Annotated in this window: 24 protein-coding genes and 1 riboswitch; all 24 genes read right to left on the reverse strand. The window is 40.6% G+C overall.

The window, feature by feature from the left end:
- Position 1 precedes the first annotated feature (1 nt).
- Complete coding sequence (locus J6O61_RS02155; RefSeq protein WP_292209020.1) at positions 2–1,438, reverse strand: ABC transporter substrate-binding protein; 1,437 nt, start codon at positions 1,436–1,438, stop codon at positions 2–4.
- A 176-nt stretch (positions 1,439–1,614) separates the two neighbouring features.
- Positions 1,615–3,258 carry a sirohydrochlorin cobaltochelatase gene (locus J6O61_RS02160; protein WP_292209023.1) on the reverse strand — a complete coding sequence of 548 codons (1,644 nt, stop codon included), beginning with the start codon at positions 3,256–3,258 and terminating at the stop codon, positions 1,615–1,617.
- A gap of 149 nt (positions 3,259–3,407) precedes the next feature.
- A riboswitch (cobalamin riboswitch) is annotated at positions 3,408–3,621 on the reverse strand.
- Positions 3,622–3,656: 35 nt separating this feature from the next.
- On the reverse strand, positions 3,657–4,832 hold the full coding sequence (locus J6O61_RS02165; RefSeq protein WP_330613709.1) for a PLP-dependent aspartate aminotransferase family protein: 1,176 nt from the start codon (positions 4,830–4,832) through the stop codon (positions 3,657–3,659).
- Between the two features lie 48 nt (positions 4,833–4,880).
- Positions 4,881–6,071 (reverse strand): MalY/PatB family protein, encoded by a 1,191-nt coding sequence (locus tag J6O61_RS02170; protein ID WP_292209025.1) that lies wholly within the window; start codon positions 6,069–6,071, stop codon positions 4,881–4,883.
- Positions 6,072–6,155: 84 nt separating this feature from the next.
- Complete coding sequence (cysK, locus tag J6O61_RS02175) at positions 6,156–7,091, reverse strand: cysteine synthase A (RefSeq protein WP_292209028.1); 936 nt, start codon at positions 7,089–7,091, stop codon at positions 6,156–6,158.
- A 118-nt stretch (positions 7,092–7,209) separates the two neighbouring features.
- Positions 7,210–8,199 carry a PLP-dependent cysteine synthase family protein gene (locus J6O61_RS02180; RefSeq protein WP_292209030.1) on the reverse strand — a complete coding sequence of 330 codons (990 nt, stop codon included), beginning with the start codon at positions 8,197–8,199 and terminating at the stop codon, positions 7,210–7,212.
- Between the two features lie 38 nt (positions 8,200–8,237).
- Positions 8,238–8,624 carry a VOC family protein gene (locus J6O61_RS02185; RefSeq protein ID WP_074883906.1) on the reverse strand — a complete coding sequence of 129 codons (387 nt, stop codon included), beginning with the start codon at positions 8,622–8,624 and terminating at the stop codon, positions 8,238–8,240.
- 20 nt (positions 8,625–8,644) lie between these two features.
- Complete coding sequence (locus tag J6O61_RS02190; protein WP_292209034.1) at positions 8,645–9,415, reverse strand: amino acid ABC transporter ATP-binding protein; 771 nt, start codon at positions 9,413–9,415, stop codon at positions 8,645–8,647.
- Position 9,416: 1 nt separating this feature from the next.
- A complete protein-coding gene (locus tag J6O61_RS02195; RefSeq protein ID WP_292209036.1) occupies positions 9,417–10,079 on the reverse strand; it encodes an amino acid ABC transporter permease in 663 nt (220 codons plus the stop codon).
- A 25-nt stretch (positions 10,080–10,104) separates the two neighbouring features.
- Positions 10,105–11,043, reverse strand: a complete 939-nt coding sequence (locus J6O61_RS02200) for a transporter substrate-binding domain-containing protein (RefSeq protein ID WP_292209038.1) — start codon at positions 11,041–11,043, stop codon at positions 10,105–10,107.
- Between the two features lie 148 nt (positions 11,044–11,191).
- Positions 11,192–11,860, reverse strand: a complete 669-nt coding sequence (locus J6O61_RS02205) for an ABC transporter ATP-binding protein (RefSeq protein ID WP_292209040.1) — start codon at positions 11,858–11,860, stop codon at positions 11,192–11,194.
- Positions 11,861–13,075 (reverse strand): ABC transporter permease, encoded by a 1,215-nt coding sequence (locus J6O61_RS02210; RefSeq protein ID WP_292209042.1) that lies wholly within the window; start codon positions 13,073–13,075, stop codon positions 11,861–11,863. It abuts the gene before it with no gap.
- A gap of 1 nt (position 13,076) precedes the next feature.
- Positions 13,077–13,493, reverse strand: coding sequence for a DUF4418 family protein (locus J6O61_RS02215; RefSeq protein ID WP_292209044.1), 417 nt, complete (start codon positions 13,491–13,493; stop codon positions 13,077–13,079).
- A 35-nt stretch (positions 13,494–13,528) separates the two neighbouring features.
- Positions 13,529–14,314, reverse strand: coding sequence for an ABC transporter ATP-binding protein (locus J6O61_RS02220; RefSeq protein ID WP_292199236.1), 786 nt, complete (start codon positions 14,312–14,314; stop codon positions 13,529–13,531).
- A complete protein-coding gene (locus tag J6O61_RS02225) occupies positions 14,314–15,342 on the reverse strand; it encodes an ABC transporter permease (RefSeq protein ID WP_292209045.1) in 1,029 nt (342 codons plus the stop codon). The genes J6O61_RS02220 and J6O61_RS02225 overlap by 1 nt, the downstream gene beginning before the upstream one ends.
- A 16-nt stretch (positions 15,343–15,358) precedes the next feature.
- On the reverse strand, positions 15,359–16,486 hold the full coding sequence (locus tag J6O61_RS02230; protein ID WP_292209047.1) for an ABC transporter substrate-binding protein: 1,128 nt from the start codon (positions 16,484–16,486) through the stop codon (positions 15,359–15,361).
- A gap of 16 nt (positions 16,487–16,502) precedes the next feature.
- Complete coding sequence (locus tag J6O61_RS02235; protein WP_292209050.1) at positions 16,503–18,038, reverse strand: nitrogenase component 1; 1,536 nt, start codon at positions 18,036–18,038, stop codon at positions 16,503–16,505.
- Between the two features lie 11 nt (positions 18,039–18,049).
- Complete coding sequence (locus tag J6O61_RS02240) at positions 18,050–19,396, reverse strand: nitrogenase component 1 (RefSeq protein ID WP_292209053.1); 1,347 nt, start codon at positions 19,394–19,396, stop codon at positions 18,050–18,052.
- A gap of 11 nt (positions 19,397–19,407) precedes the next feature.
- Positions 19,408–20,352 carry a cysteine synthase A gene (gene cysK, locus J6O61_RS02245; protein ID WP_292199850.1) on the reverse strand — a complete coding sequence of 315 codons (945 nt, stop codon included), beginning with the start codon at positions 20,350–20,352 and terminating at the stop codon, positions 19,408–19,410.
- A 24-nt stretch (positions 20,353–20,376) separates the two neighbouring features.
- Entirely contained in the window at positions 20,377–21,234 is an 858-nt protein-coding gene (nifH, locus tag J6O61_RS02250) for a nitrogenase iron protein (RefSeq protein ID WP_292209056.1), read from the reverse strand.
- Between the two features lie 49 nt (positions 21,235–21,283).
- Positions 21,284–21,694, reverse strand: coding sequence for a NifB/NifX family molybdenum-iron cluster-binding protein (locus J6O61_RS02255; RefSeq protein ID WP_292209058.1), 411 nt, complete (start codon positions 21,692–21,694; stop codon positions 21,284–21,286).
- Positions 21,687–22,556, reverse strand: a complete 870-nt coding sequence (locus J6O61_RS02260; protein ID WP_292209061.1) for a radical SAM protein — start codon at positions 22,554–22,556, stop codon at positions 21,687–21,689. Before J6O61_RS02260 ends, J6O61_RS02255 begins: the two co-directional genes overlap by 8 nt.
- A gap of 176 nt (positions 22,557–22,732) precedes the next feature.
- Positions 22,733–22,882 carry a YezD family protein gene (locus tag J6O61_RS02265; RefSeq protein WP_292209065.1) on the reverse strand — a complete coding sequence of 50 codons (150 nt, stop codon included), beginning with the start codon at positions 22,880–22,882 and terminating at the stop codon, positions 22,733–22,735.
- A 60-nt stretch (positions 22,883–22,942) separates the two neighbouring features.
- A complete protein-coding gene (locus J6O61_RS02270; protein ID WP_292209067.1) occupies positions 22,943–23,452 on the reverse strand; it encodes a hypothetical protein in 510 nt (169 codons plus the stop codon).
- Positions 23,453–23,726 lie beyond the last annotated feature (274 nt).

A 23,726-nucleotide genomic window follows, 5' to 3' on the forward strand; every position in this document is an offset into this window, starting at 1 on the left:
ATTATTCCAACTTATTCAGATATGTATAATCGCTTTCTATATCAAAAAATATGTTATTCAAATCCTGCATAAAATCAGCCATTCCCGTAATCTGCTGAAAAAGATTCCGCTTGGTGCAGTAAACATTTTTTTCCTTTACCGCCTTAAAATCTGCAAAAAGCGGATTTAAAGAAATAAGCTCATCTATAGATGAAATTTCTCCGCCAATTGTGCTGTTATAAATGATGATATCTGCATCCACCGCATTGGTGTAAAAATCTTCCATCTGCATATTCATAGTAGAGAGCGCATTTTCACCCTCCCCTGCATTGGTAAGAGCATATCTTCCCCCGGATAACTCAATCATTTTGGTAATATAATCTCCGGATTTTCTGACATTTACATTTCCGTTTGATGTCACATGGAAAAAAGCCACCGTCTTGCCTGTGTCAGTTTTTTCCTGCATCAAAGGCTCCATAATTTGTAACTGTTCGTCATAAAAATCTTCAGCTTCTTTTTCTTTATCAAACAATACGCCGTAAAGCTTAATCCATTCAAGTCTTCCAAGGGGATGTTTTTCATAGCTTGATGTCTCAACTAGTACCGGCATTCCAAGTTCCTTTAGTTTTGCCATAGCTGAGGGCTCATGAAAAATCATAGTGTTTTCAATCACCATGTCGCACTCTTCCTGTAAAAGAAGCTCATAGTCCGGTGCCCTGTACTTACCGGCATAAAGTATTTTTCCCTCCTGCATGGCTTTTTTTACCTCTTCAATGTAGAGGTCGCTTTCCTTTGCACCCAAAAACCTTACATCTCCAAGAGCTCCACAGGTATTTACAAGGTCAAATGCTGCTGTGGAAACGAGATATGCGTTACTAACAGGCCTTTTGATTACCACGGTATCCTTCGGAAGATTTGCAGGAGCTTCTTTATTTTCCGGCACCAGTAAATAGTCCCCTGAATTCTCTATTGATATATAGTAGTAATCGCCGTATTCTTCTATGAAAAATCTGTTTGCATATTTAAGGCTGATATCACCCGTCTTTTCAAGCCCCGACTTTAAGAGGGCTTCTCTTACAGACTCTTTATTGGTCTCTATGATAGAAATGAGGTTACCTTCATCTTCCCCTTCATCCTCTTTTTTCTCACCCCATGTAATAACATATTCAATTTCATGGGGAGTGCTCATGGCAACCGTATCGCCAATGACAGTCAGAGGTTCTGACACATTTTCTATATCAACGGTGAAGATTGATTCTCCACCTTTGTTCTCATTATCATATTTTTTACCATCGACTATCATATAGTCGTAGTTTTCACTGCTCCAGACAAACTTTGCAGTCAATTTCCCATTATTATCAGTTACTTCAACCGGTGACTTTATATAGGCTTTTCCTGAGCCGCCTTCAAATGTGATATCTATCCAAAAGCTGCTGTTTTCTTCTCCCTGCAGCAGCAAGGAGGCCTCCTGCGAAGCGCAGGAGGTCACCGTGATCATTCCTATAACACATAAAAAAAATATACATAATTTATTTCTAATAAAAATCAATTTTTCTATCATATAAATATTCCTAAATCAGGAACTGTATCAGACTTAACTGAACATTTTTTGCTTTATTATTTTGCTGCCACTCATTACTGCTTTGGAGATTCAACTGTAACTTTGTGGTCATACCATTTTCCCTTGGTTCCGACAAGAGCAAGATCAAATTCCTTATCAAGATATGGAACAGGTACATCAAATCCGTTTACAGTTTCGGTTGTTCCATCACTATATGTTACTTCATCCTTAGTCGGCTGAAGAAGCACGGCTCCATCCTTTTCAGCATCTTCTGCAAGTCCCAGGTAAAGATTAACAACATTTTCAGAAGGAAGTGTAATGTGAATAGTCATCTCACCGTCTTTTACCGTAAGAGTTCCGTAATCATCATATGCTTCATTTATTTTGAACATAGAGCTGTCGGTTGTAAATTTCACCTGATACTCGCCATCTTCAAGTGCAGCAGAGGCTGTTTCTGAAGAGTCAACTACAGCTTCTGTGCTTTCAATTGCAGCTTTTGTATGAGAAACATAAAGGTCTTCTACTTCTGAAATTCTTCCAAGGCCTTCAATCTGGCAATCTACAGTTTCAAAAAAGCCTGAAGCCGTAAACATGCTCTTCCATGAATCTTCCTCATCTCCTGCCATATCGTTGTTGGCATGGTCGCCTGCTACTACCATAAGCGGACGAAGAACCACCTTTTTATATCCTGCCTCTTTTACCTTTTCAATAACATTTTCACAGGATGTCTCTTCCGGTTCCCCCTCAACAGTACCGACAAACACATTTTCATAGCCAAGCTCACTCATCTGAGTAGCCATCTGGCTGTAACTTACCTTTGCTGTATGAGCTGTTCCATGTCCCATAAATACAAATGCTGTATTATCCTGCTCTGCATCTTTAAGAGTGTCGTATCCTGCTGTCTTAACCGCAGCATCTACAGCAGCTTCAGCAACAGCTTTCTTATCTTCATTTATAACAGTCGCATCATTTCCAACTTCTCCGAGAAGAGGTTCAGCAACTGAAACACTTTCAAACTTATCTGAATATTTTGATAAAGCCTCTGTAAGCTCGTCATATTCAGCACCATGCATAAGGTGTGTAGGCTGAACAACAAGATTTTTTACTCCGTTTGAAACTGCTCTCTCAAGAGCCTGCTGGACGTTATCAATCTTCTCTCCATCCCTTGCCAAAATATGATTTATAATGATCTGTGCCGTAAATGCTCTTCTGACTGACCAGTCTGGATTCTCTTCTGCAATAGCTTTTTCAACTCCGCCAATGTCCATGGCTCTGCTATCGTTAAAGGATGTACCAAAGCTTACTACAAGAATTTCATTCTCTCCGATGTCATCTGCATTTAATGGATCATCTTTTGAAGCATCACCGGTATCTTTTCCAAAATAATCCGGATCGGCGAACTCACCTTCTACAAGTTCTTTTTGCTCATCTGTAAGCGCATCCCAGGCTTCTTTTGCCTTTTTGCAAAGTTCATCCGTCTCATCGGTCCATTCCTGAACATAGATTGCATCAATCAGATCTGCTACTTCTTTTGCTCTTTCTTCATCTGTCATCTCACTACCATCTGCGCTTTCTGAAACTTCAGTACTAACCTCCTGATTGGAAGACTCTGTACTGCTTTCGGTTGTCACATCAGCGCTTTTCGTACTTCCGCATCCGGCAAGTAATATAAACGCACTTGCAACAGCCAATACTTGGGTTAAAGATTTCTTTTTCATAATTCCTCTCCTGTCTTAAAATTTGAGACGGCACAGAAATAAAAAAACTCATTTTGACCTGATCAAAATGAGTAAAATAGCGCACAAAAGAAAAGGAGCAATGCTCCCATATAGCAGTACGATCAATTACTCGTGATCCGGAATTATATTCCTGTACCAGATATCCGGCAGGTTTCCTGGCTCATGCTTCAACATATCCTTATCTACCTTCCCGTTCTCACAGTGGCCGCCCATTATTAAAATAAAAGCGCGATAAAGATACTCACATTTACAGTGACGAGTTCGCACAGGCTTTACACCTGTTTCCCTTTTAACCAAAGTCAGCTGGCAAGCTGAAGTGGCACCGCATATCTTTCTCTATTAAATTTCTTAAATACTAACATAGAATAACAAGTTTATCAAAGACTTTCAAAAATTCTGTTAAACTCAGCTTTAAGATCGGCAATTCCTTCAATTCCCACAGATAATCTGAGCACCCTGTCATTTATACCGTTCTTTTCCAAAAGATCCTTGGGAACATCAGCATGAGTCTGCGTTATCGGATATGTTATAAGGGTTTCTGTTCCACCAAGGCTCTCGGCAAAATAAATAAGCTGTACATTATCCAGTATGTATTTGGCGGTTTCTGCACTGTCCACTTCAAAAGTGAGCATCGCTCCAAAGCCCCTTGCCTGCTCCTTCATGATCTCATATCCGGGATGATCCGGAAGTCCCGGGTAAATAACTTTAGTGACACGTTTTTTTAGTTTCAAAAATTTTGCCAGTTCCAGCGCATTTTGCTGTGCTCTGTCAAGTCTTACAGCCAAAGTCCTTATGCCTCTTAAAATAAGCCAGCTGTCAAAAGGGGAAAGACCTGCACCTGTCGTTTTATAAATGAATCTAAGTCTCTCATCAAGCTTTTCATCTTTTACGACCACAAAGCCGCCTATTGTGTCGTGATGTCCTCCCAAAAATTTGGTTCCTGAGTGAATTACAATATCCGCCCCAAGATCAAGGGGATTTTGGAAATAAGGCGAAAGAAATGTATTATCAACAATCAGTAAAAGTTTTTTCTCAGCAGTAATCTTCGAAAGCTTTTTAATATCTGTCACATTCATCATGGGATTGGTTGGTGTCTCAAGATATACTGCTTTTGTATTTTCTTTTATGTATGGAGTGATGTCTTCTTTGCTTAAGTTGATTGCGGTATAAGTCAGCCCGTTTTTGGTACTTATCTCGTTAAAAAGCCTGATGCTTCCGCCATAGAGGTCCTCATCTATAATGAAATGATCTCCCGGTTTAAAAAGCTCCATTATTGTTGCAACTGCTGCCATTCCACTGGAAAAAGCTATAGCATCAATTCCGTTTTCAAGATAGGCAACTATAGACTCAAGCTGCTTTCTGGTTGGATTCTGCATTCTGGTGTAGTCATACCCCGTACTTTGTCCCAGCCCTTCATGGGCAAAAGTTGCCGTCTGATAAATAGGGAAGCTTATGGCACCCCACTTATCCATAAGAGATCTGTCAAGCTGCTGACACTTTGTTTCTATGCTGCATTTAACATCTGTACATCTGTTACAACCATTACAATCCATGTTTATATCCTCTCATTTTCTTGCAGAATCATTTGTATATTCACGCTTTTAGTCTTTAAATTCATGTTTCTTTATTGCAGTATATAGCTGCTTAAGTGCCTGCTCCAAAACACTTCTTGGACAGGCTATATTTATTCTTTCAAAAAGAGCTGTCTCTTTTCCAAAAATCGATCCGGGATCAAGCCAGAGCTTTGCCTCATCTGCAATGAGTCTTTCCAGCTCTTTAGGACTATCCGTTATTTCTGAAAAATCAAGCCATACAAGATACGTTCCTTCCGGCTCTATCATATGAATCTGCGGCATATTTTCGTTTAAATAATTTCTGATAAAGCTGACATTTCCCTCAAGGTAATGAATAAGTTCATCCAGCCACTCTTCACCATTTGTATAGGCTGACTGTGTTGCAACCATTCCAAGGGCATTTCCCTGACTGTATCCTGCTGCATCATTCTCTTTTCTGAAGACTTTCCTGACGTTTCCATTTGGAATAATGACATTGGCAACCTGCAATCCGGCTATGTTAAAAGTCTTGGTTGGTGCGGTTCCCAAAACAAGTAAATCGTTATATTCATCTCCCAGGGTGATAAATGACGTATGTTTATGACCTTTATATACAAAATCCGAATGTATCTCATCGGCAAACACATACACCTTATGCCTTAAGCATATATCAGCCATTTTAAGAAGCTCCTGCCTTGTCCATACTCTTCCAACCGGATTGTGCGGACTACACAGCAAAAAAAGCTTTACATTCTCATCAACAATCTTTTTCTCAAAATCTTCAAAGTCAATTTCATAGTGATCATTTTTGTATATAAGCTGATTGTTAACAACTTTCCTGTTATTGAGCTTTATTGTCTCCATAAAAGGATAGTACACCGGCTGCTGGATAAGTACGCCATCCCCCTGCTCCGTAAAAGCTTTTATGGCAAGTGCTATGGAATATACAATTCCCGGAACCACAGTATTCCATTCATCCCTGATTTCAAAACCATGTCTCTTTTTGTACCAGCTGCTCAGAGCTTTCTTATATCCGTCTTTTGGATCCGTATATCCAAAAATACCGTGTCGAACTCTTTTTTCTATATCTGAAAGGATTTCCTCCGGAAGCTTAAAGTCCATATCCGCCACCCACAGCGGAAGCAGATCATCCCTTCCCTTTCTCTCTGGTCCAAAGTCATATTTAAGGCTGCTTGTGCCTTTTCTATCTATTATTTCATCAAAATTATATTTTCCCATTTTATTTTCCGTTTATGATTATTGCTCCGAAGCAAATGAGCCTCGGAGCAATATGTGAAAGAAGATTATTATGAAGCGAAATTATTAGTCGGCAAATAATGGAGTTGAAAGATATCTGTCACCTGAATCAGGTAAAAGAACTACGATATTCTTTCCCTTGTTTTCTTCCCTGCCAGCTAAAATTGTAGCAGCTTTAAGTGCTGCACCTGATGAAATACCAACGAGAATTCCCTCTGAAACTGCAAATCTCTTGCCTTCTTCAAAGGCATCTTCGTTCTCGATTGCGATAACCTCATCATAAATCTTTGTATTAAGTGTATCAGGAACAAATCCTGCACCGATACCCTGGATCTTATGTGCGCCAGCCTCTCCCTTTGAAAGAACAGGGCTTGTTGCAGGCTCTACAGCAACTATCTTAACATTTGGGTTCTGCTCTTTTAAGTACTCACCTACACCGGTAACAGTTCCACCTGTACCTACACCGGCTACAAAGATATCAACCTTTCCACCGGTCTGCTCCCAAATCTCAGGACCTGTAGTCTCCTTGTGGACTCTTGGATTTGCAGGATTGATAAACTGTCCGAGGATAATAGATCCTTCAATCTGACCATTAAGCTCATCAGCCTTTGCAATTGCTCCCTTCATTCCCTTAGAGCCTTCTGTGAGAACAATCTCAGCACCATATGCCTTTAAGAGATTTCTTCTCTCAACGCTCATTGTGTCAGGAAGAGTAAGAATTGCTCTGTATCCCTTTGCTGCAGCAACTGCTGCAAGACCAATTCCTGTATTTCCAGATGTTGGCTCGATGATTGTGGCGCCTGGTTTAAGTTTTCCACTCTTTTCAGCATCTTCAATCATACTAAGGGCTACTCTGTCCTTTACAGATCCTGCTGGGTTTAAATATTCAAGCTTTGCAAGAAGAGTCGTCTCTGTAGCTCCTGCCTTTTTGCTATAATTGTTAAGCTTAAGAATTGGCGTCTTGCCAATAAGTTCCAATGCGCTTTCTTTGATGTCTGCCATAATGATTTCCTCCATGTATTCTTAATGTATTTGTGTTCTTTGTTTGTTTTGATAAATTGATATTAGCACAGAAAAAAATAAAGTGAAATTAAACAAAGGTTATAGGCAGGGTTAAAGGTTACTTATCATACATCTGCGTACTAAGATATTTCATTCCATTGTCTGCCAGAATTACTACAATATTTTTTCCTTCATTTTCAGGCCTTTGTGCGACTTGTTTTGCAGCCACCATTGCTGCAGCCGCAGACTGTCCAAGGAAAATTCCTTCCGTTCTGGCAATATCCCGTCCTGTGCTATATGTATCTTCTCCGCTGACTTCAATACATTCATCATATTCAAATGACACCATAAATGGAGCTTTGTATTCATTTCTAATGTCATCTCCATAGAACGGAGCGATACCATCAATTGTTTTTGGATTATCCGATGACCCTGTTCTTGATTTTTTATCAGCCTGTACTGCCACTATCCTGATATCAGGGTTTTTCTCTTTAAAAAACTTGGATAATCCTGTTATTGTTCCACCGGTTCCCGCTGTTGCCACTAAGATATCCACTTTGCCATCTGCATCATTCCATATTTCAGGACCTGTCGTAGAATAATGTACGTTTGGATTTGATTCATTTGACATTTGATTTATAAAAAAATGCTTTGTTTCCTGAGCTGCGCAGTATTCTTCAATTGCTTTTTGATAAAAAGCCATAGAAAAAATTCCGGCTTCCTTCGCCTCTTTTATTCCCGGAACCTGACTGGTAAACATGACGTCAGCTCCATATGCCTTTAATATCTTGCGTCTTTCGATTGACTGATCTTCTTCAAGAAATATCTTTAGCTTGTACCCTCTGCTGGCAGCAAACGCAGCAAGTCCAATTCCTGTATTTCCTGAAGTATCTTCAACTATTGTATCCCCTGGTTTTATAAGGTCCTTTTCTTCAGCATCAAGCAGCATGTTGAGTGCTGTCCTGTCCTTGATTGATCCGGACGGATTAAAATATTCAAGTTTGCCGAGTACTGTCGCCTTTAATCCGTATTTTTCTTCTAATCTAACAAATTCATAAAGTGGCGTGTGCCCTACCAGTTCAGAGATATTTTTCACAATATGAGCCATTTCTTTATCCCCTGTCAGACTATTTTTTAGTATCTATATCAATATCCGTAATTGGCCTCAATTACTATATCTTCAAAAGTTATTGCTCTTACTTCTCCTGGACCGTCTTCGTTTTCTGGTTCATATTGAATTTTATAACCATCTTTTTTAAACCCGGAGATGATCTCATTAAGTTTTTCTCTGGTATCAATCTTAAAGCATATATGTGCCAATCCCAGTCTGTTTGGATCTTTTGGAAGACTGACAGTCTCAGGTTTTTTCATAAGTTCAACCCAGGCCTGACCATCAAACTCAAGAATATATGAATAGTACTCCTTAGCTGGGTTATCAAAAGTTTTTAATACTTTAGCTCCAAAATAGCTTTCAAAAAATTTTTTTGCTCCCTCAAGATCTTCTACAAAAATTCCTACATTCTTCAGATACATATTTGTAAATCCCCTTTTTGTCAAATTCCGCTTCCGTCATACTGGGCATCTGCTGCCCATGTACTTGACTTGTAAATAAACTCTCTCGTTCTTTCTTTTTGCGGATGTTCAAAGAAATCTTTCGAATTATTTTCTTCTACAATTTCTCCGTTTTCCATAAATACAACCTTTGTAGCAACTTTTCTTGCAAATTCCATCTCATGAGTTACAACTATCATTGTTACACCCTCATCAGCCAGTTCTTTTATAACATTTAGTACTTCACCTGTAAGTTCCGGATCAAGAGCTGATGTTGGCTCGTCAAAAAAGATAACTTCGGGATTTGTTGCAAGCGCCCTTGCAATGGCTACTCTTTGCTGCTGACCACCTGAGAGCTTGGATGGATAAAAATCGGCTCTGTCGGACAGCCCAACTTTCTTAAGAAGCTTTCTCCCTATTTCTTCTGCTTCTTCTTTTTTCATTTTCTGGGCAACCTTAAGTCCCAAAGTAACATTTCCAAGCGCCGTCTTATTTCCATAGAGATTAAAACTCTGAAAAACAAAACCAACTCTGCTTCTGTATCTAAGTAAATCTTTTCCCTTAATCTTCTTAAGGTCATATTCCTCGTCGCCGATAATAAGTTTTCCACTGTCAGCTCTGTTAAGATACCCTGCACATCTTAAAAATGTTGTTTTTCCTGATCCGCTTGGACCAAGTATTGCTACAACATCTCCTTTATCTACTTTTAGGCTGACATCCTTTAGAACCACATTATCACCAAACTGCTTATGTACATTTTTCAGCTCCAGCATATTATCTTCTCCTTTCAAGTGCTTTCTCTGCCTTACTTTGAAGTACTGTAAGAACTGAGCATATGATAAGATAGATAAGACCTGCCTCCATATAAAGCCAGAAATAATCATAGGTCCTTGCAGCTATTCTCTGGGCTGTTGCAAGAATTTCCACCAATGCGACACTGTAAGCAAGTGATGTATCTTTCACCAGACCAATTATCGAATTGGACAGTGGTGGAAATGCTGTTCTCAGCGCCTGGGGAACTATGACATATATCATACCCTGCCAGAATGTAAGTCCGTCACAGTAGCAGGCTTCAAGCTGTTCTGCTGGAACTGACTCTATTGCTGCTCTCACTGTTTCAGAGCAGTAAGCTCCGACACTAAGTGACATTACAAGCCATGCACTAAAAAAAGAATTTAATGTGATGCCAATGCTTGGAAGTCCAAAGTATACTACAAATAATTGAACGATCATCGGCGTACATCTTATGATCCAGACATAAATCCTCACTAGTCTCCTTAAGATTGGCACCTTGGCTATCTGTGCAAGAGCAACTAAAAATGCTATGAGAAGCCCCGCTGAAAATGAAGTTACCGTAAGAGGGATTGACACCTTTACTCCGGCCCAAAACAGCTTTCCAAATGATTCAATTAACTCAGTTACAATTCTCTCGTTCATAACCACTATCCAATCAATTTATTTTTTATTCACCCTTGGTTGTGTCAACATCAAAGTACTTGAGTGCAAGTTCTGATAAAGTTCCGTCTTCTTTAGCCTGGTCAAGTGCTTCGTTTATAACACTTACAAGTGCTTCATTTCCTTTTACAACAGGAACGTATGCACTAGGCTCTGGATCTGTAACAACAATTACCTTAAACTTGTCAGCATCCTCAGGATGATTCTTTAAGTAATCTGCAAAAACAGTTACAGGGCTGAATGTAAGATCTGCCCTTCCATTTTTAACTTCGCTTATAGCCTGTGCAGCTTCACCAACTTCATCAAGCACTGCTCCGCTCTCCTCTGCAAATTTACCGATTGAACTTGTTGGATCATTTGCTGCTGTCTTACCCTTTGCATCCTCTAAGGAATTAATCTCATCGTTATCAGCAAGTGTAAGGATTGCGTACTGTGAATAGTTATAAGGCTCTGAGAAATCATATTTTTCTGCTCTCTCTTCAGAATATGAAACGCCATTAACAACGATATCTATCTGGCCTGCATCGAGAGAAGCAAACATTGAACTCCAAACTGTCTCTGAAAATTGAACATCGACTCCAATGTAGTCAGCGATGTACTTTGCTACCTCAACCTCAAATCCAACAAGTTCATCATTATCATCATGATATGTGTATGGACTCCAGGTTCCTTCTGTCCCAACAACGATGTAGCCTCTTTCTTTAATATCTGCAAGAAGACCTGCATCAGCTGATTCTGCCTCTGCTGCTTCTGCTGTTTCTGTGCTGCTCTCCTGTGAACCTTCCTCTTTAACTTCCTCTGATACTTCAGCAACACTCTCTGCTGCCTTTGCTTCTTCATTTGCAGCGCTTGCTGCTTCAGCGCTTCCGCATCCTGTCAAAAAACTTCCTGTAAGTGCAGCAGCTGCTGCAATAGAAACTGTCTTGTTTAATAAGTTCTTTCTCATAATGGTTATCCTCCTCAGATTTTTCTTTGCTATTTTTCTTTGCTCTTTGTTTTTGATAATTGAGATTATGCAGTATCCAAAGCTCCATGTAAAAGACACTGTTCTTATAGGCAGATATAAATTTTTCTTAATCAAAAAAGACTGCCGATTATAGCAGTCTTAGTTTTCCGTTTTCCATTGTATATACGATATCAGCCATATCCGCAGCCAGCTTATCATGGGTCACAATCAGTATTCCTTTTCCCTTATCAGCCTCAGTTCTGAACAGCTCCATGACCTTTTTCGAGTTATCTTTATCCAGTTCTCCTGTGGGCTCGTCAGCAAAAAGATATTTCAAATTTCCAAACAGAGCTCTTGCTATTGATACTCTCTTCATCTCGCCGCCTGAAAGATTACCGGGATAAGCATCCAAAAGATCCTTAAGATCAAGTGCACCAACTATTTCAGAAAAAGAATCTTCAGAGCTTTCTTTTTTTTCTAAAGCAAAAGACTTTTGAAGCAGGATGTTTTCATAAGAGGTAAGGCCTGACACAAGGCTATGTGTCTGCGGAACTATTCCTATTTTTTCTGCTCTTAATCTATCTCTAGATCTGACGCTCTCATCAAAAATTTTTTTCCCATCAATAGTCACCAGGCCCCTTTCAGGCTTTATCATACCTGAAAGGATATTTAACAGAGTACTTTTACCGCTTCCGGAGCGCCCCATTATTGCGGTTATTTTCCCCTCTTCCACAGTAAAGCTCACATCATCTACTGCCGTAAAGGAAGTTCCACGCCTCTTATATTCTTTTACAACATTTTCAGAAACTACGGGCATTTAATTCTCCCCCTCACGCATAAGTTCGTAACATTCCGTCCTTGCTGCAGATTCTCCTGCAATTATCCCCGGTAAAACTCCGCTTAACATGGTAACTGCAATACTTGCAAGAGCTGTCAGTATTATTCCTGTGATCCCCGGCAAATAAAAGGGAAGCTTGACCTGCTGGGAAATAAGATTACTGAATGGGAAATATATCAGTGCTCCCAAAGCTATTCCAACTACTGCTCCCAAAAACGACAGAGCAATTGTCTCAGTAAAAATTAGGCCAAGGATCCAATTCCTTGATCCTCCCATCATCCTATAGATAGCCCATTCTTTTTTTCTGGTGCCAACTCTGTAAAGGTGCAAAAATACAGTAACTAAGGTTATGCTGATAAACATGGCATAGGTTATGGTTTTAATGATATCTGAAATAAGAGCTATACCGTTTGTAACTGTTTTATAAAGACTCTTACTCTGAACAACTCCGCCCGGGACCTGTCTCATGATGTTCCCTGCTACATTGTCTACGCTGTACCCTTCTTTGACGGATACAAGAAATGCAGATACATATTCCTCTGTAATACTGGCTGTATCACCTGCATTTTCATCCCCAAATGATATGCCTTTTTCTTTTGCGTCACTTATAAGCTGCTCCATAACATCAAAAGAAACATACACAGACTTATCCATTCCTGTTCCTGTTTTGTTTAGTCTTGCTCCAACTTCATAAGTTCGGCCAAAAAACGTAAGGGTATTCTCATCATCAACAGCTATATTGTTTCCGGCGATAAGATTTCCATCAGAAAATTTATCTACAAATTCATCTGAGATCCAGGGTGTTGTTACAAAATCAGTTTTCGGATCATATCCTATGATCTGTATCGGAACCGAACAACATGAAGCATTAAGACTTGCAAGATATATTACGGGAGTTACCTTATCTACTCCTTCCACACTGCGGATAACACCCTCATATTTTCTTTCAAAAGAGCATTCTACAGGCTCTCCGTTCAAGATGATCCCCTGATAGTTACTCTCCTGTCCCTTGGGAACAACAGCTATATCCGCTCCAAGCCTCTGTTTTAGATTCCCTGCTCCAATAGAGATGCTTGAAGCTAAAAGCATTCCTGCAAAAACAGTAAAGGACAAGATGATAGCGAACAAAAAAGCTACCGCGCCTCCGGTTTTACCATTTTTAATTTTCTTAAAAGCAATATCTTTAATTCTCAAATCATGCCACCTTCAATTTATCTTTTACACTGATCTCTGCTACATAAAAATATAATGATAAAAGACCTGCTACTATTTCCAGAGTACCTGTCACAATAAGCGCAGGTTTCGTTACTGAAACGCAGTGCATCATCGGACTTGAACAAACACCTACTATTGCAGTTGGAATAAGTATAATGAATGCTCCCAGCACTGCCTGCACAGAAGATAATGCAATCTTAAGCTTTATGTCCTTAGCCAGAAAGAGTGCAATTCCCGCAATCGCAGCAATGATTCCTACTGCAAGTTCCCAGCCTGCTGTGTAATAACATTTCATTTTCATTTCATGTGAAGAACAAACTGCAAAAACAGTTCTTGGTCCTACCGCTGCCACAAGTCCAAGAAGCGATGTGATCAGTGCGATAACTTTATTTTTCATACTATATCTCCTTCTCAAAAGAACTTTAAATTTCATCAGATCACGTATTCTATCTCTCCGCCCTTTTGCGCAAAATCGAGCTTTTCAAGGATATAATTCCTGTAATAAGTAAAGTTGGAATCACTTCTGTTGCGCGGATAAGGAAGATCAATATTAAGCGTCTCAATAACCCTTCCAGGTCTCGGAGACATTATTATCACTCTCTGGGAGAGATAAATTGCTTCATCAACGTCGTGAGTGATAAGTATCATTGTCTTTTCCCTTGTCTTCCACAGATCAATAAGAGCATCCTGAATATTCATCCTGGTAAAAGCATCCAGAGCGCCAAGGGGCTCGTCCAAAAGAAGGACATCAGGTTCTGTGGCAAGAGCCCTCGCAAGGGCCACACGCTGACTCATTCCACCGGATAACTGATTTGGATATGACTTTTTGAATTTGGTAAGTCCAACCTGATCAAGGAGCTGCTCGGCAAGATCTGTTTTTTCACTGACTCTCCCTGTTGACTTTAATCCAAACAAGACATTGTCCCAAACAGTGAGCCATGGAAACAAGGCGTGATTCTGGAAAACCAGTCCCCTCTTTTCGCTTGTCCCTGTTATAACATCCCCGTCACAGACAGCTTCCCCTAAAGTTGGCTTTTCAAGACCCGCTATGATCCTTAGAAGCGTTGACTTTCCGCAGCCGCTTGCACCTACTATTGATACAAACTCCCCAGGTGCTACCGACAGGTTAATATGATCAAGCGCAGTAAGTGTCTCCTGTTCATCACTTCTTCTGAATATTTTTGTTACGTCTTTTATCTCAACATTTCCTACAGCCATCAAATACCTCCATCCTGCCAACGAAGTACTCTTTTCCTTATAAGTCCCAGTATTGAGTTGACTAAAATAAATGTTAAACAGATAAGGATAATAGCTCCGTACATCTTGGTGAAATCTCCCCAGCCTTTCTGCCAGTTGATGTACCATCCAAGGCCGGCCTCAACACCCATCATCTCTGCAACTACAAGGGTCAGGCACGCTATGCTCATTCCCTGAGTAAGTCCTGTAAAAATCGTCGGCATCGAAGCCGGTATAACTACTCTTGAAAGAATTCCAAGCCTTTTTGTTCCAAGTGTCTCTGCAGCTTCATAGTAATGTTTCTGGACATTCTGAACTCCGTTCATCGCTGAAACAGTTACAGGAAACCACACGCCAAGTCCGATAATAAAAGCAGCTCCGCCAAAGAGTGATGACGCAAGCATCATCACTATCGGCATATAGGTTGTACTGGGAATCGCTCCAAGAACTCTTGTTATAGGCTGTATCCAATAGTGTACTGTCTTTGACCATCCTGCCAGTATTCCGCACAAAAGACCTATTCCAACTCCGCAAAAGTATCCGGTGAACAAAAGTTTAAATGAATGATATATACACTCCCAGAGCTTACTTCTGTCAGATATCATCGCATCCAGTATTTTCCCAATCCATGGAAAATATGGAAGTGCTAAAAGACCAACCTTTATAGTTGCAACATCATACATGGTAAGAATTATCACAATAGCCACATACAGTGCACTTTTGAATCTGAGTTTTTCAAAGGCCTCATAAGAAAAGAAGGTAAAAACATCCCATATCACAAGAGCACCCAGGAAAGCTACCAGCAGAGCGACATACGCTGTAGATGGTTTGTAGCTTTTAAATGAGGGTACATAGAGATGCTCCAATATATGCAGTAATACGAAGACCGCAGGCAAAAAAACAACAATCCTTCTTATCAATTTATCCCTGCCTGTTAAATCTCTCTGTTCAAGGAGTCTGAGTTCTTTACGGGAAATATTTACATTTAAAGTACCTGCTATTTCTGCCATACATGCCCTCCCCTGATCACTTTATTTTTGTAAGATCATACTTTACAAGGAATTTTTCCTCAGCATCAGATAAATCGAAATCTGCCGGAAGGAGACCAAGATCCTTGTACTCCTGTCCGATAACATTTGTGGTAGCCACCAGCTCTTTTGTACCAAAGCCATAGTGCAAAAGATTAACAAGCTTGACGCCCATTTCCTTAGTTGCTGAGATGTACTGTTTATCTATCAAAAGATCTACTGCCTTTTCACGATTTTCTTCGTTCTCTGCAAGCCACTTTGATGCTCTGTAAACAGCTCTTGTGATCTTGTAAACTGTAACAGGATTGTTCTTTACAAAGTCCTTATTAAATCCAAGTGAGCAGCACACTTCGCTCTCAAAATCAGGATCGTAGTCCTGTGAGCGGATTACCTTTGCATATCCATCCTCAACAAAGTTGTAAATAAGCTCATCGCTGGCAACAATTACATCTACCTGTCCTTCCTGAAGTGCTGCAAGAAGTGTTCCCGGCTCAAGGGCAACCCAGGTAAAATCTTCAGTGGAAAATCCATCGTGGTTTATAAATCTAAGTCCGATGTTATGGAATACGCCCCCGATATCGCCTGAAACGCCAACTCTGAGTCCTTTTTCAAATTTGGTTATATCTGAATCTGCCAAAGTTGCAGCAGAAGCGCATCCTGAGTGAAGAGCCAGTGTACTTACAACTTCTTCACCGTTTTGATAATACAAAAGCCAGTCTGACAAGAATCCTATTGCCACTGTAAGGTTTCCTGATGCAAGAGCATCTCTTGCAGCGCTACCTGAGATCTGCACAAAGTCAAAAGAACTGATTCCTTCTTCTTCAACATAGCCAAGGTATTTTGCCACAGGAAGTGCCACAGGACAAAGAGATCCGGTGTAGTTTACTGTTATTGTCTGATCATGAGCCGGTTCTTTTTCATAAAGAGCTGTCAGCTCCTCTTCGCTTAAGGTTGAATAATCAATAAGCCCCTCCTCTGTAAGGGTTGTTCCCTCAGCCGCTCCAAGTTGAAGGTTTGATGCACCTGCTGAATCAGATGCTGCGTTTGAGCTTGCAGCACCACATCCTGTCAATGTAAGGATCGCTCCAAAAGATGCTGCGATAAGTTTGTAAATTGCTTTTTTCATACTCTCCTCCTTATTTTCAGTCTTTAAGATATGTGAATGGGTCTTTTTCATACCAAGTCTTTTTGTATGGGAACTTGACATGCTTTGATACTTCTTTTACGTAAGAGTCATTTTCAAGTGCAAAGGCAAGCTGTCTTGCTACCTGGAAAACTCCGTTATATCCAAAATATGCTCCTCCGATATCAAACTCAGGAACAGTTACTGCTCCAAGCTTTGCAGGCTCAGTAAGACCATTTGCATGACAGAGAACAATATCCGGATTGCTCTGCTTAACCTGATTTACAAATTCATATGGCTGGTCACTTACGACAACAGGAACCTGCGGATGATCCTTTACCAGATCCTCAAAAGCTGCTTCGGCATTGGAGTCATATAAAAGACCTATGACAGACACAATCTCCATTCCAAGATCGTCATGGATAAGTGAAGCCTCAACAGCACTTCGTACGCTTCCTCCGGAGATCATTACGCGCTTACCTTTAAGCTTTTCTTTAAAAGGAGCTATTGCTTCAAGTACAAGTTTTTCCTCATAATCGGCAAGTCTTTCAGCTTCTTTTTTCAGTCCGAAGTGTTCTCCTATATCAACAAGCCATTTTCTTGTTGCCTTAAGTCCAAGTGGCATTCCCATGTAATATGGAACGTTATATTTGTCCTTTAAGTACTTAACAAAATAATCGTCATGCATCCAGCAAAGACTCACATTTAAAGCTGCCTCGGATACAAATCTGATCTTGTCAGCATTACTGTACTCAGGAAGAACATTCACATTCAGATTAAGTGCATTAAGAATTCTTGAAAGTTCAGCTTCATCTTGTGCTCCCATTGACTCAAGGGTCATGACATTTACAGTATATTTTTTCTTATACTCATAGCCTGCTGCCAGAAATGTCGCATTGGGGTCAGCCGGATTAAGCGGAACATAGTCCTTGTATTCTATAGGTTCAAGCTGAATATGACGGATAAGTGAGTGGTAAAAAGCATCATAGGCACTTGATACATATTTTGATCTAAAGCCCGGACAGTGTATTGCTGTAAGCTGAGCAGATACAACCTTGCTTTCATCCTCTATTATCTTTTCTACATCATCACCGATAATGTTTGGTGCGCAGGTAGAAAGAACAAAAATAAATTCAGGTCTGAAGGTCTTGTCAGCATATTCAATTGCTTCCCTCAGTTTCTTTTCTCCGCCGTTTACTATCTCTGTTGTAGAAAGATTTGTTGAAAGCCAGTTCACCGGATTGGGTGTAAGCCCCCTTACTCTCTTTCCGTTATTTGTTGAAAAAGTCTGTATGTGCAGCTGATGTCCGCAGCCTACAGGTCCATGCATTATAAGAACAGAATTTTCAATGGGTGCTGACATCATGATTGAAAGGAACATCTGACAGGATGAACTTCCCTGCCAAAAGTCTCTGTCTTTTCCTTTCAGACAGCAGTTTCTGGAACAGTCAAGAAGATCGCAGCTGCATCCGTGGTAGGCATCGGTTGCTTCAAGCCTTTCCTCTCTGGTAGGAGGAATTGATTTCTCGACGTATTTATTTTCAAGTTCGCTCATTTTATTTCCTCCTATCTTCCTGAAACAGGTACAGTTATAAGATCTGAAAGCAGATTCAATCCGCCGTTATAGCCTGAATAGCCGCGCTGAGTGATCACTCTGTTTACAACAGGGTAAGATACTGCATATGTCAGCGCTCCTATATCCTGTGCCGCATACTTTTCCAAGCTGCTGCCTACGATAAACAGAGGCCCATGCTGGTCAAAATATCTTTGTCCCTGATTCCTTGCGTGGCGCTTGTTCAGCTGCCATGCTATCTGCTTGGTGTCCGTTTCTCTAATAAGGTCGCCCGGAACTCCAAGTTCAGAAAAAACATCCTCAAATTTCTTTGCCTTTACCTTTGTCAAAAGATCTGTTACAAAGACATCATCAACTTTCCAGCCAAGTTCATTTTTCAAATACTTAGCCAGAGGAATAGCATAATTAGAATTTGTTACAGTTGCTGCATAATAGAAGAACTGAGCGTTTATCACAAGATCAAGAGTTTTGATAAAATAGTTGTAGTATCTCTCCTCTTCTTTTTTTATCACCTCTTCAAGCAGATCCTTATCAATTTCTATATGCTCTGCAAGTTCTCTTAAAAATGCTCCTGTCTGTACAGATCCTATTGGAAGATCAGTGATCCAGTGTGGTGTACCATGCTTTTGCTCAAAGCCTTTTTCAAAATCAACTCCCCATACTCTTGAAAAATGAATGTTCAAAGATGCTTTTGAGGCAGACAGGATATTGTCATAAGTCTGATCAGGAGTAAAAAAGGTATTTACCTTTAATCCGACACTTTCAAGGAGTCTTTTTATCTCTTCAAGATCTCCTCTGTAATTTGGATCAAAATTAGGTATCACTCCAAAAATATTTACCAGCTTGTCATCCTTTTCATCTGACGTAGGGATATATTTATTGAATATTCCGGTGAGTACTCTCTCATAACCTGAATATGCATCTCCCTCAAAGCTTGGCGTATTAACTGCTATTACAGGAGTTTCAGCATCTTCAAACTCATCAACTACGGCCTGAACATCATCTCCTATGATCTCTGTCATACATCCTGTAACTACAACAAAGAGCTTTGCTTCTAACAGCTCCTGAGCTGACTTAAGCTCCTGACGAAGTCTGTCAGTTCCGCCAAAAACTACATTTTTTTCTCTAACTGCGCTTGAAGGTGTCTGCGTTCCACCACAGTATCCTTCTCCGTTATATCCCGAACATGTACCGATTGAACCTGTAAGATTTCCTGAGCATCCTTCAGCCGCATGAGATATACCGATAACATCCGGCAGTGATGCCAGCGTAGCCAATGCTCCTCCCTGGGCACAAGTAGTACGCGGTCTTTCGATTATTCCTTTTGCTGTGCTTCCCATTGTTCTCCCCTTTAATGTGTATCGCTAGGATACTGATATAATTCAGTTGAAAGGTATCTCTCTCCGGTATCCGGAAGTAATGCTACGATGACTTTTCCTTTGTTCTCAGGTCTTTTTGCCAGCATCAGTGCTGCTGCAGCTGCTGCTCCTGAGGATATTCCAACTAAAAGCCCCTCTTTTCTGCCAAGAAGTCTTGAAGTATCAATAGCTTCATCTCCGCGGATCTGGAGGACTTCATCAATTACATCTTCACCAAATACTCTGGGCACGAATCCTGCGCCTATTCCCTGGATCTTGTGAGGTCCCGGATTTCCTCCCGATAAAACAGGTGACTCAAAAGGTTCAACGGCCACAACCTTAATATTTTCATTATGCTTTTTTAGCCCTCTTCCAACGCCTGTAACTGTTCCGCCGGTTCCTACACCTGCCACAAAGATGTCAACTTTTCCATCTGTGTCTTCCCATATTTCCTGAGAAGTTGTGTTTTCATGAGTAACAGCATTGGCCTGATTTTCAAACTGCTGAAGTATTATGCTGTTCTCAATCTGAGCGTTAAGGGCTTCTGCCTGTCTTATGGCCCCTTTCATACCCTGGGCTCCCGGTGTAAGTACTACCTGGGCTCCAAGAGCTGTAACGAGTGTGCGTCGTTCAATACTCATGGTGTCAGGCATTGTCAAAATGACGTTATAACCTTTTATTGCTCCCACAAAGGAAAGTCCAACACCTGTATTTCCGCTGGTTGGTTCAATTATTGTGGAGCCGGGCTTTAAAAGTCCCTTCTTCTCCGCATCTTCGATCATTCCAAGTGCAATCCTGTCTTTAACAGATCCGGCGGGGTTAAAATACTCTACCTTGAAATACACTTCTGCCTCAAGATCGTTTTCTTTCAGAAACCTGTTGGGCTTTAAAAGCGGAGTTTTGCCAACAAGTTCAGTCAAATCCTGCACAGCCTTCATCTTATCTCCTCCTGTTTAAAATGCTTAAATTCTGTAATCGTCCTTAAGATTTTCCATAAGGCCATATTCCATAAGGATCTCTTCAAGTCTTTCCTGCGTCATTGGTGTTGGAATAGTAAAGTAAGTATTATTCTCAATTGCCTCCGCAAGATTTCTGTATTCCTGTGCCTGCTGTGAATCCGGATCATACTGTATTACTGTCTGTCTATGTATTTCCGCTCTCTGCACAATATTGTCTCTTGGCACAAAATATATGAGCTGAGAATTAAGCTCTTTAGCAAATGCTCTCAAAAGATCTTTTTCACGGTCAACATTTCTGCTGTTACAAATGATTCCACCAAGGCGAACACCACCGGTCTTGGCATATTTAGCTATACCTTTTGAAATATTGTTTGCGGCATACAAAGCCATCATTTCGCCGGAAGCTACTATGTATATTTCCTGAGCCTTTCCTTCACGGATAGGCATTGCAAATCCTCCGCATACTACATCGCCAAGGACATCGTAAAATACATAATCAAGATCCTCTGTGTATGCTCCAAGGTTTTCAAGCATTCCGATGGAAGTAATGATTCCTCGGCCGGCACAGCCAACTCCCGGTTCAGGCCCGCCGGATTCTACACATCTTGTTCCGCCAAAGCCTGTTCCCATTATTCTGTCAAGTTCGATATCTTCGCCTTCTTCGCGTATAGTATCCAAAACTGTTTTCTGGGCAAGGCCGCCCATGAGAAGTCTTGTTGAATCGGCCTTTGGATCACATCCAACTACCATTACCTGTTTTCCAAGCGATACAAGTCCCGCTGTAAGATTCTGTGTAGTTGTAGACTTTCCGATTCCTCCTTTTCCATAAATAGCTACCTGTCTGATTTTCCCATTTGACATTAAAAACTCTCCTCCGTTCAATCTGTTTTGCTTATATATTCGGGATCTGTTAATCTTCAATCCCGGCATTTAACAATATCTGTCTGGCTCTTTCCCTGCTCAAAGTCTTTCTGTCCCGATAGTCTCTGACTTTGTGGATTGCTTCATCTATATCTGCCACAATATCCAAAGCTGTTATATTTTTTCTGCTAAGGGCCTGAACCGCTTTAGGACCTATTTTTGCTGCCAGAACATATTCAATATCCGAAAGCTGTTCACTTATCAGTTCAAATATTTCATGGTCGTTGCAGGTTCCGCTTTTACATGCACTCTGGATCAGCTTTCTGCTCTCAACAGGCTCATTGCCTCCGGTTCTTGAATCGACCTCATAAATTGTAAGTTCAGTGACATGTCCAAAATGAGAATCAACATTTATCCCATCTGATGTTGCTACCGCAACTTTAAAAGTTTCTTCAGCCATGAGAAAAAGTCTCCTTTACGAATAATCTTCCCTGATAAAGCTTTGCACCTATGTCATAAACTCCCGGAACTCCGCAGGCATCTGCTCTGCAGTGCTGACAATGTCTGAATACGTTTATGTGGACTTCTGCCTCTTCTCTTGCCTTGTAGAGTTCCTCGCAGCTAGGTGCTCTAAATTCTTTCATTTCATTCTGCGGGATCAGCGGAATAATGTTGTAGATAAGCGCTCCTGCTGCCTTGACTGTAGCTGCCACATCCTCGATGTGCTTATCATTTACTCCCGGTACCAAAACAGTATTTACTTTTACCAGCGTTCCTGATTTTGCTACCTTTCTGATCCCGCTTAGCTGGTTATGTATCAGTATCTTTGCGGCCTCTACCCCTTCGTATACCTTTCCGTGGTAAATGATCCTTTTATTTATCTTTGCTTCAATTTCAGGATCCACCGCATTAACTGTGACTGTAAGCGTATCTACAAGTTCACTGACTTCATCCGCTTTCTCATCTAATAAAAGTCCGTTGGTACTCATGCATTTAATAAGATTTGGATATTTGTCTTTTATCAGTCTGAATGTCTTTAGCGCTCTGTCGGTTGCCAGCGTATCTCCCGGACCTGCTATACCAACTACAGTTATTTCAGGGCATTGCATAAGCGCAAGATCTATAAATCTTGATGCTTCCTCCGGCTCCAGTACAGTACTGGTAACTCCTGGCCTTTGCTCATCCTCATTTATTTTTCTGTCGCAGAAACGACATTCTATATTGCATCCCGGTGCTACCGGTAAATGTATTCTTCCTTTATTCTTTTTGCATGGTCCAAAGCATGGATGCTCTTTGTACACTAATTCTTTATCTAGTGGCATATTACTTACCTCATCGTTTCAAACAAAAAGAGGCTTACGAATGCCTCACTTAAAATAAAGTGAAGTATGCGTAAGCCTCTAGTTGTCTAGTCGGCTTTATTAAATTAAAGTGAATTCTATCATGGTCATAAGCGTAAGAAAAACAAGTATTTCTTATCGCTGGTTATAAAGAAAAGTTAGAACCTGATCTTTGTGCTTGTCTCAACCTGCGTAATCTTGCCATCATGCACAGTGATTATCACACTCCCGTATCTTAGCCCCGATACGAGCTCTTTTATCTTTTCCCAGCAATCCTTATTAGTATTATCTTCAATTCTGCCTGCCATACATTTTCTCCCCTACTCGCGCCAGATGATCACATAGATGATCACCTACCTACATGATACTTACTCCAGAAATTCAGATTTTACATGTAGTATATCGTTAAAATAATTGTTGGCTATCATAAACATTCCCATAGTTGTGAGTACAACCAGTCCCTCTTCGCCAATCTTTTCTTTTAGCCTGTTGAAAAGATCCTGTGGGATATTCTTCCTGTCTCTGACAATTGCCTGCGCATACTCGATAACAAGCTCTTCTTCAGGAGTATAGTCAACATTGTTTATATCAACTCCAATTGACTCCATATATCTTTTATAATAGGTCGTACATACAAGGCAGTCATTTTCTACCGATATTGCATATTCGAAAAGATTTGCCGCTCTTGGCGAAATGAATCTTTTAAGCTCTCTGCTCATCTCATAGGACTTTCCTTCAAGTGCCCAAAAAGCCGGTACATTATGAAGAAGAGTTCTCTTTTCATTTGTAATCGTATGACCATCTTCCAGATGCTTTTTTACGGCCTCTTTTACTTCCTGAGAAGCATTCTCTACATCAACCAGACTAACTATCTCCATATTTTCTCCTCTGTAACTTAGTTTTGTTCTTTGCATTTGTTAATAGAGATTATGCTTTACCGCGCCCGGAATGTAAAAGACACTGTACTTATCGGTGGATATAAAGAAAACTTTTCACTGCGTTTTTAACCACATAATCAGAACCACCGGCTTAGCCGGTGGTTTGTTCTGGCCCTATAAGGGCCTTTTACCGGCAAAGCCTAAAGGCTTATCGAAAATAATTCTACTTCTGCAAATTTTGCTTCGCTGCCTTTCAGGCCATTTCTTTTTGCAT

Origin of the sequence: Butyrivibrio sp., assembly GCF_017635265.1 — a bacterium.
Taxonomy (GTDB): Bacteria; Bacillota; Clostridia; order Lachnospirales; family Lachnospiraceae; genus Butyrivibrio.

Bases quoted from the DNA above. Each gene is read 5' to 3' on its own strand.
- J6O61_RS02240 (WP_292209053.1), bottom strand. From the start codon at position 19,396: ATGGGAAGCACAGCAAAAGGAATAATCGAAAGACCGCGTACTACTTGT.
- J6O61_RS02235 (WP_292209050.1), bottom strand. From the start codon at position 18,038: ATGAGCGAACTTGAAAATAAATACGTCGAGAAATCAATTCCTCCTACC.
- J6O61_RS02180 (WP_292209030.1), bottom strand. From the start codon at position 8,199: ATGGCTCATATTGTGAAAAATATCTCTGAACTGGTAGGGCACACGCCA.
- J6O61_RS02160 (WP_292209023.1), bottom strand. From the start codon at position 3,258: ATGAAAAAGAAATCTTTAACCCAAGTATTGGCTGTTGCAAGTGCGTTT.
- J6O61_RS02230 (WP_292209047.1), bottom strand. From the start codon at position 16,486: ATGAAAAAAGCAATTTACAAACTTATCGCAGCATCTTTTGGAGCGATC.
- J6O61_RS02225 (WP_292209045.1), bottom strand. From the start codon at position 15,342: ATGGCAGAAATAGCAGGTACTTTAAATGTAAATATTTCCCGTAAAGAA.
- J6O61_RS02260 (WP_292209061.1), bottom strand. From the start codon at position 22,556: ATGCCACTAGATAAAGAATTAGTGTACAAAGAGCATCCATGCTTTGGA.
- J6O61_RS02215 (WP_292209044.1), bottom strand. From the start codon at position 13,493: ATGAAAAATAAAGTTATCGCACTGATCACATCGCTTCTTGGACTTGTG.
- J6O61_RS02200 (WP_292209038.1), bottom strand. From the start codon at position 11,043: ATGAGAAAGAACTTATTAAACAAGACAGTTTCTATTGCAGCAGCTGCT.
- J6O61_RS02205 (WP_292209040.1), bottom strand. From the start codon at position 11,860: ATGCCCGTAGTTTCTGAAAATGTTGTAAAAGAATATAAGAGGCGTGGA.
- J6O61_RS02270 (WP_292209067.1), bottom strand. From the start codon at position 23,452: ATGGAGATAGTTAGTCTGGTTGATGTAGAGAATGCTTCTCAGGAAGTA.
- J6O61_RS02255 (WP_292209058.1), bottom strand. From the start codon at position 21,694: ATGGCTGAAGAAACTTTTAAAGTTGCGGTAGCAACATCAGATGGGATA.
- J6O61_RS02165 (WP_330613709.1), bottom strand. From the start codon at position 4,832: ATGGATTGTAATGGTTGTAACAGATGTACAGATGTTAAATGCAGCATA.
- J6O61_RS02185 (WP_074883906.1), bottom strand. From the start codon at position 8,624: ATGTATCTGAAGAATGTAGGAATTTTTGTAGAAGATCTTGAGGGAGCA.
- J6O61_RS02170 (WP_292209025.1), bottom strand. From the start codon at position 6,071: ATGGGAAAATATAATTTTGATGAAATAATAGATAGAAAAGGCACAAGC.
- cysK (WP_292209028.1), bottom strand. From the start codon at position 7,091: ATGGCAGACATCAAAGAAAGCGCATTGGAACTTATTGGCAAGACGCCA.
- nifH (WP_292209056.1), bottom strand. From the start codon at position 21,234: ATGTCAAATGGGAAAATCAGACAGGTAGCTATTTATGGAAAAGGAGGA.
- J6O61_RS02195 (WP_292209036.1), bottom strand. From the start codon at position 10,079: ATGAACGAGAGAATTGTAACTGAGTTAATTGAATCATTTGGAAAGCTG.
- J6O61_RS02220 (WP_292199236.1), bottom strand. From the start codon at position 14,314: ATGGCTGTAGGAAATGTTGAGATAAAAGACGTAACAAAAATATTCAGA.
- J6O61_RS02190 (WP_292209034.1), bottom strand. From the start codon at position 9,415: ATGCTGGAGCTGAAAAATGTACATAAGCAGTTTGGTGATAATGTGGTT.
- J6O61_RS02265 (WP_292209065.1), bottom strand. From the start codon at position 22,882: ATGGCAGGCAGAATTGAAGATAATACTAATAAGGATTGCTGGGAAAAG.
- cysK (WP_292199850.1), bottom strand. From the start codon at position 20,352: ATGAAGGCTGTGCAGGATTTGACTGAACTTGTTGGCAAAACTCCGCTT.